Origin of the sequence: Amycolatopsis sp. NPDC052450 (genome assembly GCF_044547565.1) — a bacterium.
Lineage (GTDB): Bacteria > Actinomycetota > Actinomycetes > Mycobacteriales > Pseudonocardiaceae > Amycolatopsis.
Genome location: NZ_JBIUAQ010000020.1, coordinates 129,297 through 145,592 on the forward strand (window position 1 = coordinate 129,297; position 16,296 = coordinate 145,592).

Sequence of the window (16,296 nt, forward strand, 5' to 3'; positions counted from 1 at the left end):
GGAGAAATGCGCACGACCCCGATCACCGCCGACCTCGTCCGCGGCGCACTGGACCTCGAGTACACCGAACGCGGCGTGCTCCTCCACCGGCTGCCCGCGCGCGCCAGGCAGCAGATCCCCGACGATCAGCTGGCCATGGCGGAATCGCAGCCGTCCGGCGTGCGGCTCGTCTTCCGCACCGCGGCGACGATCGTCGAACTGGACGTCATCGCCACCAAACGGTTCCTCGTCGGCGTGCCACCCCGGCCCGACGGCGTCTACGAACTGCTCGTCGACGGCAGGCTCGCGGGACAGGCGAGCGTGTCCGAGGGTGACACGATCAGCGTCGACATGGCCACCGGCGCCAGAACCCACCAGCTCGGACCTGTGCGCACCCTGCGCTTCGCCGGCCTGCCCGCCGACGAGAAGGATGTCGAAATCTGGCTGCCGCACAACGAAACGACCCGGCTGGTCGCCCTGCGCACCGACGCGACCGTCCACAAGGCACCGTCGAGCGGCCGCAAGACCTGGCTGCACCACGGCAGTTCCATCAGCCAAGGCTCCAACGCGGCGACCCCGACCGGGATCTGGCCCGCCACGGCCGCGGCTCTCGCCGGCGTGGAGCTGGTCAACCTGGGCTTCGGCGGCAGCGCGTTGCTCGACCCGTTCACCGCCCGCGCCATGCGGGACACCGCCGCGGCTCTGATCAGCGTCAAGATCGGCATCAACGTCGTCAACGCCGACCTGATGCGGCTGCGCGCGTTCGGCCCGGCGGTGCACGGTTTCCTCGACACCATCCGGGAAGGGCATCCCAGCACGCCGTTGCTGGTCGTCTCGCCGATCCATTGCCCCATCCACGAGCACACCCCTGGGCCAGGCCAGTTCGACCCCGATGGCCTGCGGGAGGGAAAAGTGCGGTTCAGGGCCACCGGGGATCCCGCGGAAACCGCCGCGGGGAAGCTGACGCTCACCGTGATCCGCGGTGAGCTCACCCGGATCGTCAAGGAGCGGAGCACGACCGATCCGAACCTGCGTTACGTCGACGGCCTGGAACTGTACGGCGAGGCCGACCATGCCGGGCTGCCGTTGCCCGACCGCCTGCATCCGGACGCGGCCACGCACCGGCTCATCGGGGAACGTTTCGCGAAACACCTCGTCATCGGCGGGTCGTGAGCGTGGGGTCCTTCACGGACCCGCCGCCGCGTTTTACTGTGCGCGTATACGTCGGTAGCCCGCTTTCGCGGTACCTATCTTTCTTCCTGTCCAACGAAAGTCGGTACCCGCCCGCCGGTGACGCGCTCACCATGATCGGCACCGGATCACCGGTGCCGGAGCACCTTGGCCGTGCCCGGCTACCCCACTGTGTCCAGTGCGGCCACCCCTCGCGCTGGATCCTCCCTCGCGAAAGTGAGCAACCGGTATGCGCACAAACCCCTTAGCTCGTACCGCCACCACACTGGTGGCCGCGGCCGCGGTCATCGGCTTTCTCGCCCCGTCCACGGCGACCGCCACCACCATCGCGGGCTACTCCCCCACGGTGCAGCACGAAGCCGTGACGTCCCTCGCCTCGGAAGCCGGGATCAGCAAGACCGCCGCCGTCGAGTTCCTCCGGACACAGACGGCCAGTGTCGAAACCCTGCAGAAGGTCACCGCGTCGCTCGGCGCCCGTGCCGCCGACGGCTACCTCGACGATGCCGCCAAGCCGGTGGTCAACGTGCTCGACCAGGCCGCCGCGGACCAGGTGACCGCGACCGGGGCCCAGGCCCGCGTGGTCAAGCATTCCAGCGCGGCGCTGGCGGGGGCACAGAACGCCTTGCAGGCGTTGCCCGCCGTCGCGCATACGTCGATCGGTCTCGACCCGAAGACCAACCAGGTCGTGCTGACCATCTCCGACGCGGCGAAGGGCACCGAGGCCCTTGTGAAGGCCGCCGAAGCGCTCGGCGACCGGGTCCGGGTGGAGCGGACCACCGGCGAGATGCACACCGCGATCTACAACGGCGAGGCCATCACCGGCGGCGGCACCCGCTGCTCGGTCGGGTTCAACACCAACCGCGGCGGCCAGAACTACATCCTCGACGCCGGCCACTGCACCCGCGCGGTGTCGCAGTGGAACGTCGGGCCGTCGCAGGGCGCCAGCTTCCCGACCAACGACTACGGCCTGATTCGCAACACCACCGGCAGCGCGCCCGGCGCCGTCACCCTGTGGAACGGTTCCACCCAGCGGATCGCTTCCGCCGGTTCCGCCACCGTCGGCCAGCGGATCAGCAAGAGCGGCAGCACCACCCGCCTCACTTCGGGTTCGGTGCAGCGGCTCAACGTCACGGTGAACTACGCCGAAGGCTCGGTGCACCAGCTGATCCAGACCAACGCGCTGGTCAACCCCGGCGACTCGGGCGGTTGCCTGTTCTCCGGCAGCGTCGGCCTCGGCATCACCTCCGGCAAGGGCAGCGGCACCTCGTACTTCCAGCCCATCGGTGAAGCGATGAGCGCCTACAGCGTCACGCTCAACCCGTAAGCACGTCGCGAGGCCGGGCACTGGTCACCGCGACCGGGGCCCGGCCTGTGCGTGGAAGTATTCGACGGTGTGGTCACGAAAGCGCTGGGCGGCAACGGAAAGGTAGGTGTCCTCGCGCCACGCGACGCTGAGCACGCGGCGGCAGTCGGGATCGTCGACGTCGAGCCAGACCACCGTCGGGCCGGTGACCGACCGCAGCCCCAGGGAGGGCACCAACGCGATACCGAGTCCCGCTTCGACGAGCTGGAAGAGCACGGCGGCCTCGTCTCCCTCACAAACGACGTGCAATTCGAGACCCGCCTTCGCGAAAAGACGGTCGACGAGCGCACGCTGCCAGTAACCGGGCCGTGTGGTGAGGAACGGCTCTCCCTCGAGATCCGCGAGCCCGACGCGACCGCGTCCGGCGAGCCGGTGACCGGCGGGCACGCACAGCATCACCTTTTCGTCGAGCAGCACGCGGCTGTGGATGTCGTTGCCGGACAAGGGTTGCGACGTGACGCACAGGTCGACGTCGCCGGATCGCAGCTTCTCCGCCATCCCCTCCCCCGACGCCTGGGACAGCCGTACGTCCACCAGCGGATGGCCGGGGACGAAGGTGCGCAGCGGTTCGGTGAGCACGAGCAGGCTTTCGGCCGCGACCGTGACCGCGCCGCGTTCCAGTCCGGCGGCGTCGTCGAGTTCCTGCCGGGCGTCGTCGAGTTCGGCCAGTGCCCGGTCGACGCGGCGGAGGAACGCGGTGCCGAACCGGTTGAGCCGGATCCGGCGGCCGTGCCGGTCGAACAGCGGCACACCCAGGTCGTTTTCCAGTCTGGCCAAGGTCCGGCTGAGCGAGGGTTGCGCGACACGCAGCTTCTCCGCGGCGCGGCCGACGTGTTCGAGCCGGGCGACCGTCTGGAAGTACCGGAGCGCCAGAAGATCCACTGCTGATACCTCACCTGTTATGAACAGATAACCGATCTTGTCTTGGACAGCATAAGCCGTGGCCTCTTACGTTCGAGCACGTGAGTGAAACCCTGACCGGCCCGAGCCGGAAGGCGAACGGCACCTTGGTGGTGAACCGGGTGCTGGTGACCGCCCACGCCGTCGCGATCATCGGCCAGCCGGTGTTCGCCGGCGGCTATCTCGGCGGCGACTACGACATGCTCTTCCTACACCGCTGGGGCGCCGACGCGGTGTCGTACCTGGCGTACGCGCAGATCCTGGCCGCGCTGGGGCTGTGGCTGATGCGCGGACCGCGCTGGTTGTTCTGGGTCAGCCTGCTGCTCGCGCTGGGCGAGACCGGGCAGTATCTCGCCGGGATGAAAGGCGCGCTCGATCTGCACATCCCGCTCGGCGTCGCCCTGGTGACGGCAACCGTGCTGACCACGATCGCCGTCTGGCGGCCGCAGACCTGGTGGGCGAGCCGATGAGCCGCCGTCTTCCCCGCCGGACCTTCCTCGGGCTCGCCGGCGGGACCGGTGTCCTCGTCGCCGCGGGGATCACCGCTCCCCGCCTGATCGCCCAATGCACGCCCGGCACGGGCGAGTTGCTGCACAGCGCGCTCCCGCTGCCGGAACCGTTCCGGGTACCGCTGCCAATCCCGCCCATCCTGCGTCCACAAAGGACCGCCGACGCCGATCACTACACGATCACCCAGCGGGCGGCGACGGCCGAGATCCTGCCCGGTGTCCGGACGCCGATCTGGGGCTACGACGGGATCTTCCCTGGTCCGACGATCGAATCGCGGCGGGACCGCACGGTGGTGGCGCACCACCGCAACGAACTCCCCGTCCCGACCGTGGTCCACCTGCACGGCGGGCACACGCCCGCCGAGTCCGACGGCTATCCGACCGATCTCGTCCTGCCGCGGTCCGGCTGGGCCGCCGGGCACACCGGCCACGGCATGGTCGACTCACGCGCCCGGATCTCGAACGGCGAGCGCGACTACGTCTTCCCGCTGCGGCAACGCGCCGCGACCCTGTGGTACCACGACCATCGCATGGACTTCACCGGTCCGGCCGTGTACCGGGGCCTTGCCGGGTTCCATCTGGTCCGCGACGACGAGGAGGACTCGCTGGGGCTCCCGTCCGGGGAGCGTGAGCTGCCGCTGATGATCGCCGACCGCTCTTTCGACGAGCACGGTGCCTTCGCGTACCCGTCTCTCGATCGGACGCTGCGGGCCACGCCGGGCGTGGAAAGTGCTTACGTGGAAGGCGTTTTCGGCGACGTCATCCTGGTCAACGGCGCACCGTGGCCGGTGCACGAGGTGGCGGCCGTCAAATACCGCCTGCGTGTCCTCAACGGCTCCAACGCCCGGCGCTTCGACCTGGCGCTGGACCCACCGCCACCCGGCGGAGGCGGTTTCGTCCAGATCGGCGGGGACCAGGGCCTCCTCGACGCGCCGCGCGAACACGACCACCTTCCCATCGCCCCGGCGGAACGGTACGACCTCGTCGTCGACTTCGGCCGGTATCCGGTCGGCACCGAGGTCACCCTGGTGAACCGGCTCGGCACCGGCTCGACCGCCAAGGTCATGCGGTTCGTCGTCGCACGCCGCGCACCGGACGACAGCCGGATTCCGGCGAAGCTCAGCGAAATCCCGCCACTCACTCGCGAACAGGCCACGACCACGCGGGACTTCTCGTTCCGCGCCGGCACCGTCCACGGCCGCGCGGGCTGGGTGATCGGCGGGGAACCGTTCTCGCCGGACCTGATGTCGGCGAGCCCTCGCCTCGGTGACGTCGAAATCTGGCGGTTCGTCGCCGACATCCACCATCCCGTGCACCTGCACCTGGTGGGTTTCCGGATCCTCTCGCGCGGCGGGCGTCCGCCGGGGCCGTTCGACGGCGGTATCAAGGACACCGTGGATCTGAGTCCGGGCGAGTCGGTCGAGGTCATCGCCCGCTTCGACGGCTACCGCGGCCGCTACGTCTTCCATTGCCACAACGCCGAACACGAGGACATGGCGATGATGGCGAACTTCGAGGTCGTTTGAGGGTAGTGCGCAGGTGCCTACGTGGTTCCAGCTGCGGTTGATCTCAGGCCCCCGGTCTGTGAAGGACCCCTTGAGGGACTCTGGGTCCCTCAAGGAGGCCTTCACAGACTCGGCCACCGCCACGTTCGCCCCACGAGTACCAGCAGCCACAACAGTGGCACGCGAAGGACCCCTTCCCTCGGCTCAGTCGAGGAAACTCGACCTTCATGCCTTCCCCCAGTACATGATGGCCCCCTTCCTGTACATAGGCGCAAGGAAGGGGGCCTTCATGTACTCGGGAGGGCAAGGACACCGATACCGAGCCGGACAAGTCACCGGCGGTGGACCCGGGGCGCGACTGTCCACACGGGACGCCAGTCCGGACCTGGATGCCCGATGTGGGTGCTTCGCCCAGCTATGAAAGGGGTCGTGAGTGATAAAGAGGGTTAGAACAACCTTTGCCACTCACGACTCCTTGACAGGGGCGCGCCGGCCCAACCGAGCGCTTGACCTGCGACAACCGTCGCCACTTGCGATCGAAAACCCCGTCCAAGATCAACGTAAGCTACGTGGCATCAGGTTAGAAGCCGTCCTCACCACTCACGAGGCCCGCACGGGGTTGGTCAGTTCGCCCACGCCTTCGATGGCGACGGTCACCTCGTCTCCCGGCTTCATCGGCCCGACCCCGGCCGGGCTGCCGGTGAGCACGACGTCGCCGGGGCGCAGGGTGAACCAGCGGGTCACCCAGGCGAGGATCGCGGGCACGCCGAAGATCATCTCCCCGGTGGTGGACCGCTGGACGGTCCGATCGTTGATCCGCGTGGTCACCTCGAGGTCCCCGCTTCCGATGTCGGTGCTGATCCAGGGGCCCAGCGGCAGGAACGTATCGGCGCTCTTGGCCCGCGCCCACTGGCCGTCGGCCCGCCAGTCGTGCGCGGTGACGTCGTTGGCACACGTGTAGCCGAGGATGTGTTCCCCGGCGTTGCCGGCTGTCAGCTTCCGCGCGGTTTTGCCGATGACGACGGCCAGTTCACCTTCGTACTCCAGCCGCTCGACCTCCGGCGGATGCAGGATCGGCTCCCCCGGCCCGGTGACCGCGTTGGGTGCCTTCAAGAACAAGGCGGGGCGCTCCGGCCACGGACGGCCCTTTTCCTCGAGCTGACAGGGATAGTTGCTGCCGACGCAGACGATCGTGCGCGGATCGCACGGCGCCAGCAGCCGGACGCCGGACAGCGGGCCGACGACCTCGCCGGGGCCGGTGACCGGGTCGTAGGCGCGGACGAGATCACCGTCGACACATCCCGCCCGGACGGCTTCGTCGATGGCGAATCGGATCAGGCGCATTCCGCACCACCGAGCGCCTCGCGGACGAGTTCGAGCGGATGCCACGCTGTCCGCCCCACCCCGTGGAAGATCTGCTGACGGCACGAAACCCCCGTGGCGGCGACCAGCGTTTCGGCCGGTTCCTGTTCCAGCGCGGGGAAAAGACGGTCACGGCCGACGGCCATCGAGGTCTCGTAGTGCTCGGCCTCGAAGCCGAACGAGCCCGCCATCCCGCAGCATCCGGAGTCGATCTCGGCGACCTCCAGCCCCGGGATGCGGCGCAGGAGCGCCAGGGTGGCGGCGGTGCCGACCTCCGCTTTCTGGTGGCAATGGCCATGGAAGACCACGCGCCGCCCGCTGAGCCACGATCGCTCCGGCAGCTTCAGCCTGCCGTCGTCGATGGCCTCGACGAGCAGTTCCTCGACCTGCCGGACCCGCTCTTCGACCTGCCGTGCTTCGGGAAGGTCCGGCAGCAGCGCCAAAGTCTCGTCGCGCAGGGTGAACACGCACGACGGCTCACAGCCGACGATCGGCGATCCCGGTTCGGTGTCGCGGGCCAGCGACGTGACCAGCCCGGCGGCCTTCTTCTTGGCGTCGTCGAGCAGCCCCTTGGACAGGCTCGACCGTCCACAGCAGCCGCCGGAAGCGAGTTTTACCGCCCAGCCCGAACTTTCGAGCAGCTCGATGGCCGCCTTGCCGATCTGCGGTTCGGTGAAGGTGGTGAAGGAGTCCGCCAGCCAGTTCACCGTGCCCGCCGTCCCCGGCGCCGTGGTGCGGCGGCGATTCCAGCGCACGAGGTTGTCCCGCACGAACTTCGGCAGCGGACGTTCGGCTTTGATGCCGACGGCCCGTTCCATGATCCGGCGGAGCGGCCCGATCCGGCCGGGCACATTGGACAGTGGCGCGGTGGCCGAGCCGAGCCGGTTGAGGAACCGGATCGAGCCGAAGATCCGTGACCGCAGCGGGGTTCCGTGTTCCTCGTGGTGCTGGTGCAGGGTTTCGGCCTTCAGCGAGGCCATGTCGACGCTCATCGGGCATTCGCTCTTGCAGGCCTTGCACATCAGGCACAGGTCGAGGATCTCGTGCAGGCGTTCCCCGCCGAGCGCGGCCTTCGGATCCGGTTCGGAGAGCGCCTTGACCAGTGCGTTGGCCCGGCCGCGCGTGGAATGCTCCTCCTGCAGCGTGACCTGGTAGGACGGGCACATCACGCCGCCGGTGGTCTTGCGGCACAACCCGATGTTCATGCAGCGGTCGGCGGCGTCACGCATGCCACCGCCGCCGATGTCCTCGAAGGACAGCATGGTGCGCAACGGTGGCGCGGGCGGCAGGGCGTCGCGGTCGCGCAGGTTCTCGGTCATCGAGGGCGCGTCGACGATCTTGCCGGGATTCATCGTGCCCGCCGGATCGAACAGTTTCTTGACCAGGCGCATGGCTTCGTAGAGTTCGTCGCCGAAGATCTCGCGGTTGAACTCGGAGCGGGCAAGACCGTCACCGTGTTCGGAGGAGTTCACGCCGCCGTATTCGGCCACGAGGTCCTTGATCTTCTCCGCGACCACGCGCATCGTGTCGACCTGCGCGGGATCGGTGAGGTCGACGAACGGCCGGATGTGCAGGCAGCCGACCGAACAATGGCCGTAGAACCCGGCTTCGAGGTGATGCTCGTCGAGGATCTCCTTGAATCGCGCGGTGTACTCCGCGAGATGCTCGGGGGCGACGGCGGTGTCCTCGATGAACGCCAACGGCCGTTTGGTGCCCTCGCCGGCCGCCATCAGCAGCCCGAGACTGGATTTGCGTACCTTGAGCAGCGCCTCCTGCTCGCCGGCCGTGACGAGCTTGAGCGTGTGATAGCCGTGCCCGTTGCGCTTCCAGAGGGCGGCGACCTCGTCGAGTTTGGCCCCCAGCCCGGCCTCGTCGTCGCCGGAGAAGGACACGAACAGCAGCGCCGCCGGGTCTCCGACGAGATGGTCGCCGAGATCGGCGTACTCGATCTTCTGCCGCGACAGGTCGAGGATCGTCTTGTCCATCATCTCGACCTGATGCGGCCCGCAGCTGAGCGCGTCGAGCGTGGCCGAGACCGCGCCGTGCATCGTTTCGAAATGCCCGACGGCGTACACGGTCTTCTTGGGTTTGGGCACCAGGTCGACTTCGATCCGGGTGGCCAGCACGAGGGTGCCTTCCGCGCCGACGACGAATTTGGCGAGGTCGAAGGGATTCTCGTCGCCGTATCCGGAGAGGCGGTCGAGCCGGTAGCCGCACGCGCGGCGCCAGAACACCGGCATGCCCTTGGCGATGGCGTCCTCGTGCGCGGTGACGAGTCCCGGCAGTTCGCGGTAGATGCGGCCTTCGAGCGTGTCCGCCTCGGCGCGCCGCACGCGTTCGGTCTCGCTCACCGGCTCCAGCCGGGCGGTCGAACCGTCGGCGAGGACGACGTCCAGCGCGCGGATGTGGTCGATGGTCATCCCGAAGGTCAGCGATCCGGACCCGGCGGAGTTGTTGCCGACCATGCCGCCGATGGTGGCGCGGTTGCTGGTGGAGGTGTCGGGCCCGAACATCAGTCCGTGCGCGGCCGCCGCCTTGTTCAACTGGTCCTGGACGACGCCGGGTTCGACGACGGCGGTGCGCGCGACGGGATCGAGTTCGACGATCCGGTTCATCTGCCGCGAAAGGTCGAGCACGAGGCCGGGGCCGACGGTCTGCCCGGCCAGGCTCGTGCCGGCGCCGCGCGGGACGACGGGCACGCCGAACTCCGCCGCCGTCACCACGGCCGCGGCGACATCGTCGTGATCGCGGGGGAACACGACACCGAGCGGCATGATCGAATACATGCTCGCGTCGCGCGAGAAGAGGTGGCGCGTGTAGTCGTCGAAGGCGACTTCACCGTTGATCCGCGCGGACAACGCGGCTTCGAGCGGACTGGTGCGGGTCAGTTCGGCTGTCATCGGCGGGCCCTCAGTCGTTCTGCAGCAGTTCGAGGGCGTCCTGCAGACCACGCGGATCGGCCGGGACACCGGCGAGCGTGAGTCCCATTTGGACTCCCGCGAGCGTTCCGGCGAGGGTGAGATCGTTGAACGCGCCGAGATGCCCGATCCGGAAGATCTTCCCGGCGAGTTTTCCCAGTCCCGCGCCGAGCGACAGGTCGAACCGGTCGAGGATGATCGCGCGGACCTTGTCGGCGTCGACGCCCTCGGGCACCAAGACGGCTGTCAGTGCACCGGAATGCTCCCGCTCGTCCTGGCAGAGCACCTCCAGTCCCCAGCCGCGGACGGCGGCGCGCGTGGCGGCGGCGTGCCGGGTGTGGCGCGCGAAGACGTTCTCGAGGCCTTCCTCGTAGAGCAGGCGCAAGGCTTCCCGCAGGCCGTACATGAGGTTGGTGCTGGGGGTATAGGGGAAGAACCCGCGTTCGTTCGCGGCGAGCATCGGGCCCCAGTCCCAGAAGACCTTCGGCAGGCCGGCGGTCTTGGCGGCGTCGAGGGCCTTGTCGCTGATCGCGTTGAAACTCATGCCCGGCGGGAGCATGAGGCCCTTCTGGGAGCCCGCGACGGTGACGTCGACACCCCATTCGTCATGCCGGTAGTCGATCGAACCCAGCGACGAGATGGTGTCGACCAGCAGCAGCGCGGGATGTCCGGCGGCGTCGATCGCGGCCCGGATCTCCGGGACCCGGCTGGTGACGCCGGTGGACGTCTCGTTGTGGACCACGCAGACGGCCTTGATCCGGTGCGTGGTGTCGGCGGCGAGCTTGCCGGCGACCACCTCGGGGTCCGCGCCGTGCCGCCAGTCCCCCGGCACGAAGTCGACGTGCAGTCCGAGGCCGCGCGCCATCTCCTGCCACAGCGTGGCGAAGTGACCAGTCTCGAAGGCGAGGACGGTGTCGCCGGGACTCAACGTGTTGGTGAGGGCCGCTTCCCACGCGCCGGTCCCGGTGGCGGGATAGATGACCACCGGATTCGTGGTGCCGAAGACAGGCTTGATGTCGCTCAAAAGTCGTGTCGCCAGCTCCTGGAACTCCGGGCCGCGGTGGTCGATGGTCGCCGCCGACATCGCCCGGAGCACCACGTCCGGGACGTTCGTCGGGCCCGGGATCTGCAGGAAGTGACGTCCGGCCGCATAAGTCATGTGCGCCTCCACACTCGGCTTCGAAATGTTCCACAGAGCGAAACCTTGGTCTCGCTGCTTGAAAGGTATACCGTGTACCGAACTCCGTCGAGGGGGTACCCGGAACAACTTCGACCCGATTCCCTGACCGTGTCAGCGCCGACCGCAGAGGATTCCCATGTCCATCCAACTCGTCACCGTCGTGGCGCTCGCCCTGGTGTTCCTGATCGCGACCGTGCTCCCCGTCCACATGGGAGCACTGGCGTTCGTCGCCGCTTTCGTGATCGGCACGGCGTTCGCCGGGGAAAGCACCGACGACATCGTCTCGGGCTTCCCCGGCGATCTCTTCGTCATCCTCGTCGGGGTGACGCTGCTGTTCGCGATCGCCAAAGGCAACGGCACCGTCGACCGGCTCGTCCATCTGGTGGTGCGCGCCGTCGGCGGCCGGATCGCCCTGATCCCCTGGGTGATGTTCGTGGTCACCGCGGCACTGACCGCGGTCGGCGCGGTGGTCCCGGCGGCGGTGGCGATCATCGCGCCGATCGGCATGGGTTTCGCCCGCCGCTACTCGATCAACCCGATGCTGATGGGCCTGCTGATCATCAACGGCGCCAGCGCGGGCGGTTTCTCCCCCATCAGCATCTTCGGCAGCATCGTCAACGGCGTCGTCGCCCGCGACAACCTGCCGAGCAATCCGGGACTGCTGTTCGCGTCGTCCTTCGTTTTCAACCTGGTGCTCAGTGTCGTGGTGTTCTTCCTCTTCGGCGGCCGCGAACTGGTCCGCCGGTCTTCGGCCGCCAAGCCCAAGGTCGCCGCGGCGGCGCTCGCGCTCAGCGGCACCTCGACAGGCACGACGCTGACCGGCGAACCCGCCCCCTCCAGTGGCGGCACCGATGAACCCGACGAGCGTCTCCCGCTCACTCGCGACCACGTGTTCACCCTGATCGGGCTGGCCGCGCTCGCGGTGGGCGCGCTGGTGTTCAAACTCGACGTCGGGTTCACCGCGCTGACCGTGGCGACGGTGCTGTCGCTGGTCTCCCCAGGCTCGGCCAAGGCTGCCGTCGGCGAGGTGGCGTGGCCGACGGTGCTGCTGATCTGCGGGATCGTCACCTTCGTCTCGCTCATGGAGCGGGTCGGCACGATCGACTGGCTGGGCAACCTGGTGACGCGGATCGGTTCACCCCTGCTGGCCGCGATCCTGATCTGCGCGATCGGCGCGGTGGTTTCGGCGTTCGCGTCGACGACCGGGATCCTCGGCGCGCTCATCCCGCTCGCGGTGCCATTCCTGCTGGCGGGTGAGGTCGGCGCGGTCAGCATGATCATCGCGCTGGCGATCTCGTCGTCGGTGGTCGACTCGTCGCCGTTCTCCACCAGCGGCGCGCTCGTCGTGGCCAACGCGCCCGCCGGCCAGAACGACAAAGTGTTCCGTGGCCTGATGATCTGGGGCTTCAGCATGTGCGCGATCGCGCCGATCGCGACCTGGCTGCTGTTCATCCTGCCCGGCTGGGGCTGAGCGCGGTCCACATCGGACGGTCGGGGCGCGATGTCGAACTCTCATGTCGCTCACGACCAGCCGGACGTCAGCGGGACCGGCGTTCGGCCAGCCAGCGCTCCGAGTCGGGAGTGCCGCCGTCGAGCTGATCCACCACCTCGTCGAGGAAGCTGCCGTGCCCGTGATCGGCCAGCGCCTTCAGCACTGCTTCGGGGTCGCCGCCCTCGATGGTCGTGAGCAGTTCGCGGTGCCGCTCGACGTTCTGCATCAACGATTCACCACCGCGGCGGGCACTGCGGTTGAGCGCCATGCACAACTGCATCTGCAGGGAAAGCGCGCGGTACGCCTCGGTGACGCGCTCGTGCCCGGCCAGCGCGACGATCGACTGGTGGAAGTCGTACTTGCGCTGGGTGAACACGCCTTCGTCACCGTCGAGGCCCGCCTGCTCGAAAGCGGCCAGCGCGTCCCGGCAGGCCTGAAGCCGCTCCGGCGAGCGGACCGGAATCCCGATCCGGACGGCGAAGGCTTCGAGCTCTTCGCGCAGGGTGACGATTTCGTAGACGTCGTGGCGGGTCAGGGGACGGACGATGACACCGCGTCGTGGATGGGGCACGACGAGTCCTTCGAAAGCCAGCACCTGCAACGCTTCGCGCAGCGGCGGGCGGGAAACCCCGAGCCGTTCGGTGAGCTTGGCTTCGACCAAACGAGTGCCGGGCGGGAGTTCGCCGGAAAGTATCATCGCGCGCAGCGCCTGGGTCGCCAGGTCGGCCATACTCGGCGGCGCGACGATCCGACCGTCGTCATACCGCACGGCGCCCATCGAACCCGCGCCTGTCGAACCCGTCGTCATCGAAGCTCCCTCTCTTGCTGTATACGGTATATCAACCGCCTTCCTTGCGCGTGAGCGGTACATCACTCGAAACCCGCTTGGACTTTTTGTCCAACGCTTATACAGTCGGTCTCGTGACCAACGAGCATCCGTACCCGCCGGCCTTCCGCAGCGGCGACCTGGTTTCCGTGTCCGGACGGCTCGGCGTGACCGAGACGGGAGAACTCGCGCCCGGCGGATTCGACGCCGAATGCCCGCAGGCCTTCGCCAACCTCGACGTCGCGCTGCGTTCGGTGGGCGCGACCCGGGCCGACGTGGTGAAGGTCGTCGTGTACCTGACCGACATCGGCGACCGCGACGGGCTCAACCGTGTCTACGAAGAGTTCTTCGCCGAGCCTCGGCCCGCTCGGACCTGTGTCGGCGTCGCGTCCCTGCCCTACGGCGGCAGCGTCGAAGTCGAGGCCCTCGCCCGAGTACGCGATGTCTGAGCAGGACGCGATCCTCGACGCGCTCGCCCCGGTCGCCGACGGCATCGCGGCGACGCTCGGCTCGTTCTGCGAGGTCGTTGTCCACGACTTCCGCCGCCCGGAGAAATCGGTGGTCGCGATCGCCGGCTCGGTCACCGACCGCACCGTGGGCGGCTCGATGAGCGAGATCGGCATGGGCCTGCTCGCCCGCGGTGACGACGCCGAAGACCAGCTGAATTACGTGACCAGGACGGCGTCCGGCAAGCTGGTGAAGTCTTCGACCATGCTGTTGCGCGACAGCGGCGGCTCGGTGTTCGGCGCGCTGTGCGTGAACCTCGACGTCACCGCGCTGGGCCAGCTCAAGACCCTGGTCGGTGAACTCGCCGATGTCGGTGCCGTCACCGAAACGCCGACCACCACCTTCGGCGACGACGTCGACGCGGTGGTGGACGCGATCGTCGACGAACACCAGCTCCGGCTGAACAAACCCTGGGCCGCGCTCTGCCGCGAAGAACGGCTCGACCTGTTCCGCAGCCTTCACGCGCGCGGTGTCTTCGCCGTGCGGCGAGCCGTGCCCCAGGTCGCCGCCCGCATCGGGATCTCCCGTGCCTCCGCTTACAACTATCTCGCCGAAATCCGTGATCAAGGAGCATCATGACCGCCCCCGTGACCATCGACGACATCCGTGACGCCGCCGCCCGACTGGCCGGTGTCGCGCACCGGACCCCGGTCGTGCGTTCCCGGACCCTCGACGACCTCGTCGGCGCCGAGGTCTTCATCAAGTGCGAGAACCTCCAGCGCGTCGGTGCCTTCAAGTTCCGTGGCGCGTACAACGCCGCCTCCCGGCTCTCGCCGGAGCAGCTGGCCAAGGGCATCGCCGCCTACTCGTCGGGCAACCACGCCCAGGCCGTCGCGCTCGCCGCGCGGGAACTCGGGAGCAGCGCGCTCATCCTGATCCCGGAGGACACCCCGCAGTCCAAAAAGGACGCCACCGCGGGCTACGGCGCCGAGATCGTCACCTACGACCGGTACACCGGCGACCGCGTCGCGATCGGTGAAGCGCTGGCGGCCGAACGCGGCCTCGCTCTCATCCCGCCGTACGAACACCCGCACGTCATCGCCGGACAGGGCACGGCGGCGCTGGAACTGCTGGAGGACACCGATTCCCTCGACACGCTCGTCGTCCCCGTCGGCGGTGGCGGCCTGATCGCGGGCAGTTCGACCGCCGCGAAGGCCGTGCGGCCCGGCATCCGGGTCGTCGGCGTCGAGCCTGCCGCGGGCGACGACACCAAACGTTCGCTGGAAGCCGGAGAACGCGTGTCGATCCCGGTGCCGCGGACCATCGCCGACGGCCAGGCAGCCGAGATCCCGGGCGAACTGACCTTCTCCATCAACCGGAAGCTCGTCGACGACATCGCGCTGGTCACCGACGACCAGGTCCGCGATGCCATGCGGTTCGCCTTCGAACGGCTGAAGCTCGTCATCGAGCCGAGCGGGGCCACCGGTCTCGCGGCGCTGCTCAGCGGGCGGATTCCCGTTTCCGGCCGGGTCGGGGTGATCATCAGCGGCGGGAACGTCAGCCCGGAACGCTTCGCCGAACTGCTCGCGGCCGGGTAAACCCCCCGCAATTCGTCACCTACTTGCGATGGGCGCGGTCAGAGGCCGAGCCCACCCGCGAGTACCGGCCAGGAGTTGCGCAGCGCGCGCTGCCAGTACGGCCAGCTGTGCGTGCCGTCGCCGTAGTAGTCGACGGTCGCCGGGATTCCCTTGGCCTTCAACCGATCCGTGAAGCTCACCGAGGAGGCCAGCGCCTGGGATTCGAAGATGTCGGACTGCCCCGGCGGATCGAGCGGGCCGGTCTTGCCGTTCCCGCACGAGATGTAGAGCGCCGTGCCGCGCAGGTCGTCGACGTGGTCGAACGGGTTGTTCACCGTCCAAAGCGGCCGCATCCCCCAGCTGTCACCCCAGAGTTCGAGGTAGTTGAAGACCCCCGCGCGGGCGAGGATACCCTGGATGAACAGCGGAGCTCCCTGGTTGAGCGTGTTCGGCACGCCGCTGTACGACGCCGCCGCGGCGAACATCCCCTTGTGCTTGTAGGAATACGCGAGCGCGCCGTATCCGCCGATCGACAGTCCGGCGATCACCCGGCGCGTGCCCGCCCGGTAACCGCGTTCGACGATCTGCCGCACTTCGAGGGTGTGGAACGTGTCCCAGTCCGGCGTGCTCTTGAGCCCGAAGTTCCACCACTTCGTGTACATCCCGGCGGGCCCACCGGTCGGCATGACCACGAGGGCGTCCTTGTCCGCGGTGAACGCCTTGACGTCGGTGAACTGGTCCCAGGAGCGGTAGTCCACCGGTTCGCAGCAACCGTGCAGCAGGTACAGCGTCGGCCAGGTCCGCGTGGGTTGCGCGGCCCAGCCGGTGGGGACGAGCAGGCGGACCATGCCGGTGGTGCCGAGCGAGGGCGAGCTGATCTTGAGGTCGACGGTGCGCGCGTCCAGCCATGTCTCCTCGACGACCTTCGCGCCGTTGTCGGCGGTGACCGGCGTGGGCGCCGCGCTCGCGGGGATCGAGCTTCCGAGCAGGGCGGCCAAGCACAGCGCCAGCGCACCCCACCGCCACGTTCGCTTCATCGTTTCTCCT

At 68.5% G+C, this 16,296-nt stretch carries 14 protein-coding genes; 8 read left to right on the plus strand and 6 right to left on the minus strand.

Annotated features, from left to right (window positions below; genetic code table 11):
• Window positions 1-6: 6 nt before the first annotated feature.
• A complete protein-coding gene (locus tag ACIHAO_RS28420) occupies window positions 7-1,152 on the plus strand; it encodes an SGNH/GDSL hydrolase family protein (protein WP_396562869.1) in 1,146 nt (381 codons plus the stop codon).
• Window positions 1,153-1,399: 247 nt separating this feature from the next.
• A complete protein-coding gene (locus tag ACIHAO_RS28425) occupies window positions 1,400-2,494 on the plus strand; it encodes a S1 family peptidase (protein WP_396562871.1) in 1,095 nt (364 codons plus the stop codon).
• Window positions 2,495-2,518: 24 nt separating this feature from the next.
• Here ACIHAO_RS28425 and ACIHAO_RS28430 read toward each other — a convergent pair whose 3' ends face one another.
• Window positions 2,519-3,415 carry a LysR family transcriptional regulator gene (locus ACIHAO_RS28430; protein ID WP_396562873.1) on the minus strand — a complete coding sequence of 299 codons (897 nt, stop codon included), beginning with the start codon at window positions 3,413-3,415 and terminating at the stop codon, window positions 2,519-2,521.
• Between the two features lie 80 nt (window positions 3,416-3,495).
• On the opposite strand from ACIHAO_RS28430, the gene ACIHAO_RS28435 reads away from it, so the two are divergent.
• Together ACIHAO_RS28435 and ACIHAO_RS28440 are read left to right on the plus strand one after the other, a co-directional pair.
• Window positions 3,496-3,903 (plus strand): hypothetical protein, encoded by a 408-nt coding sequence (locus tag ACIHAO_RS28435; protein ID WP_396562875.1) that lies wholly within the window; start codon window positions 3,496-3,498, stop codon window positions 3,901-3,903.
• Window positions 3,900-5,468, plus strand: coding sequence for a multicopper oxidase family protein (locus ACIHAO_RS28440; protein ID WP_396562877.1), 1,569 nt, complete (start codon window positions 3,900-3,902; stop codon window positions 5,466-5,468). The genes ACIHAO_RS28435 and ACIHAO_RS28440 overlap by 4 nt, the downstream gene beginning before the upstream one ends.
• Before the next feature lie 579 nt (window positions 5,469-6,047).
• On the opposite strand, the gene ACIHAO_RS28445 is transcribed toward ACIHAO_RS28440, so the two are convergent.
• Genes ACIHAO_RS28445 through ACIHAO_RS28455 form a run of 3 tightly spaced genes read right to left on the minus strand, consistent with a single transcriptional unit; the run spans window position 6,048 to window position 10,886 of the window.
• Window positions 6,048-6,791 (minus strand): fumarylacetoacetate hydrolase family protein, encoded by a 744-nt coding sequence (locus tag ACIHAO_RS28445; protein WP_396562879.1) that lies wholly within the window; start codon window positions 6,789-6,791, stop codon window positions 6,048-6,050.
• The gene (locus ACIHAO_RS28450) at window positions 6,782-9,709 is read right to left on the minus strand and encodes an FAD-binding and (Fe-S)-binding domain-containing protein (RefSeq protein ID WP_396562881.1); all 2,928 of its coding nucleotides are present in this window, start codon (window positions 9,707-9,709) and stop codon (window positions 6,782-6,784) included. The genes ACIHAO_RS28445 and ACIHAO_RS28450 overlap by 10 nt, the downstream gene beginning before the upstream one ends.
• 10 nt (window positions 9,710-9,719) lie before the next feature.
• Complete coding sequence (locus ACIHAO_RS28455) at window positions 9,720-10,886, minus strand: pyridoxal-phosphate-dependent aminotransferase family protein (RefSeq protein ID WP_396562883.1); 1,167 nt, start codon at window positions 10,884-10,886, stop codon at window positions 9,720-9,722.
• Window positions 10,887-11,043: 157 nt separating this feature from the next.
• Between ACIHAO_RS28455 and ACIHAO_RS28460 the strand changes: the two genes are divergently transcribed.
• Window positions 11,044-12,378, plus strand: coding sequence for an SLC13 family permease (locus tag ACIHAO_RS28460; RefSeq protein WP_396562885.1), 1,335 nt, complete (start codon window positions 11,044-11,046; stop codon window positions 12,376-12,378).
• A gap of 67 nt (window positions 12,379-12,445) precedes the next feature.
• Here ACIHAO_RS28460 and ACIHAO_RS28465 read toward each other — a convergent pair whose 3' ends face one another.
• The gene (locus ACIHAO_RS28465; RefSeq protein ID WP_396562887.1) at window positions 12,446-13,207 is read right to left on the minus strand and encodes a GntR family transcriptional regulator; all 762 of its coding nucleotides are present in this window, start codon (window positions 13,205-13,207) and stop codon (window positions 12,446-12,448) included.
• Between the two features lie 113 nt (window positions 13,208-13,320).
• Between ACIHAO_RS28465 and ACIHAO_RS28470 the strand changes: the two genes are divergently transcribed.
• From ACIHAO_RS28470 to ACIHAO_RS28480, 3 genes are read left to right on the plus strand one after another with little or no spacing between them, the layout of a single operon-like run.
• Window positions 13,321-13,674 carry a RidA family protein gene (locus ACIHAO_RS28470; RefSeq protein ID WP_396562889.1) on the plus strand — a complete coding sequence of 118 codons (354 nt, stop codon included), beginning with the start codon at window positions 13,321-13,323 and terminating at the stop codon, window positions 13,672-13,674.
• On the plus strand, window positions 13,667-14,311 hold the full coding sequence (locus tag ACIHAO_RS28475) for a transcriptional regulator (protein WP_396562891.1): 645 nt from the start codon (window positions 13,667-13,669) through the stop codon (window positions 14,309-14,311). The genes ACIHAO_RS28470 and ACIHAO_RS28475 overlap by 8 nt, the downstream gene beginning before the upstream one ends.
• Window positions 14,308-15,270 (plus strand): pyridoxal-phosphate dependent enzyme, encoded by a 963-nt coding sequence (locus tag ACIHAO_RS28480; protein ID WP_396562893.1) that lies wholly within the window; start codon window positions 14,308-14,310, stop codon window positions 15,268-15,270. Before ACIHAO_RS28475 ends, ACIHAO_RS28480 begins: the two co-directional genes overlap by 4 nt.
• A gap of 38 nt (window positions 15,271-15,308) precedes the next feature.
• Here the strand turns inward: ACIHAO_RS28480 and ACIHAO_RS28485 are convergent, their stop codons facing one another.
• Window positions 15,309-16,286 carry an alpha/beta hydrolase gene (locus ACIHAO_RS28485; protein WP_396562895.1) on the minus strand — a complete coding sequence of 326 codons (978 nt, stop codon included), beginning with the start codon at window positions 16,284-16,286 and terminating at the stop codon, window positions 15,309-15,311.
• Window positions 16,287-16,296: the final 10 nt, after the last annotated feature.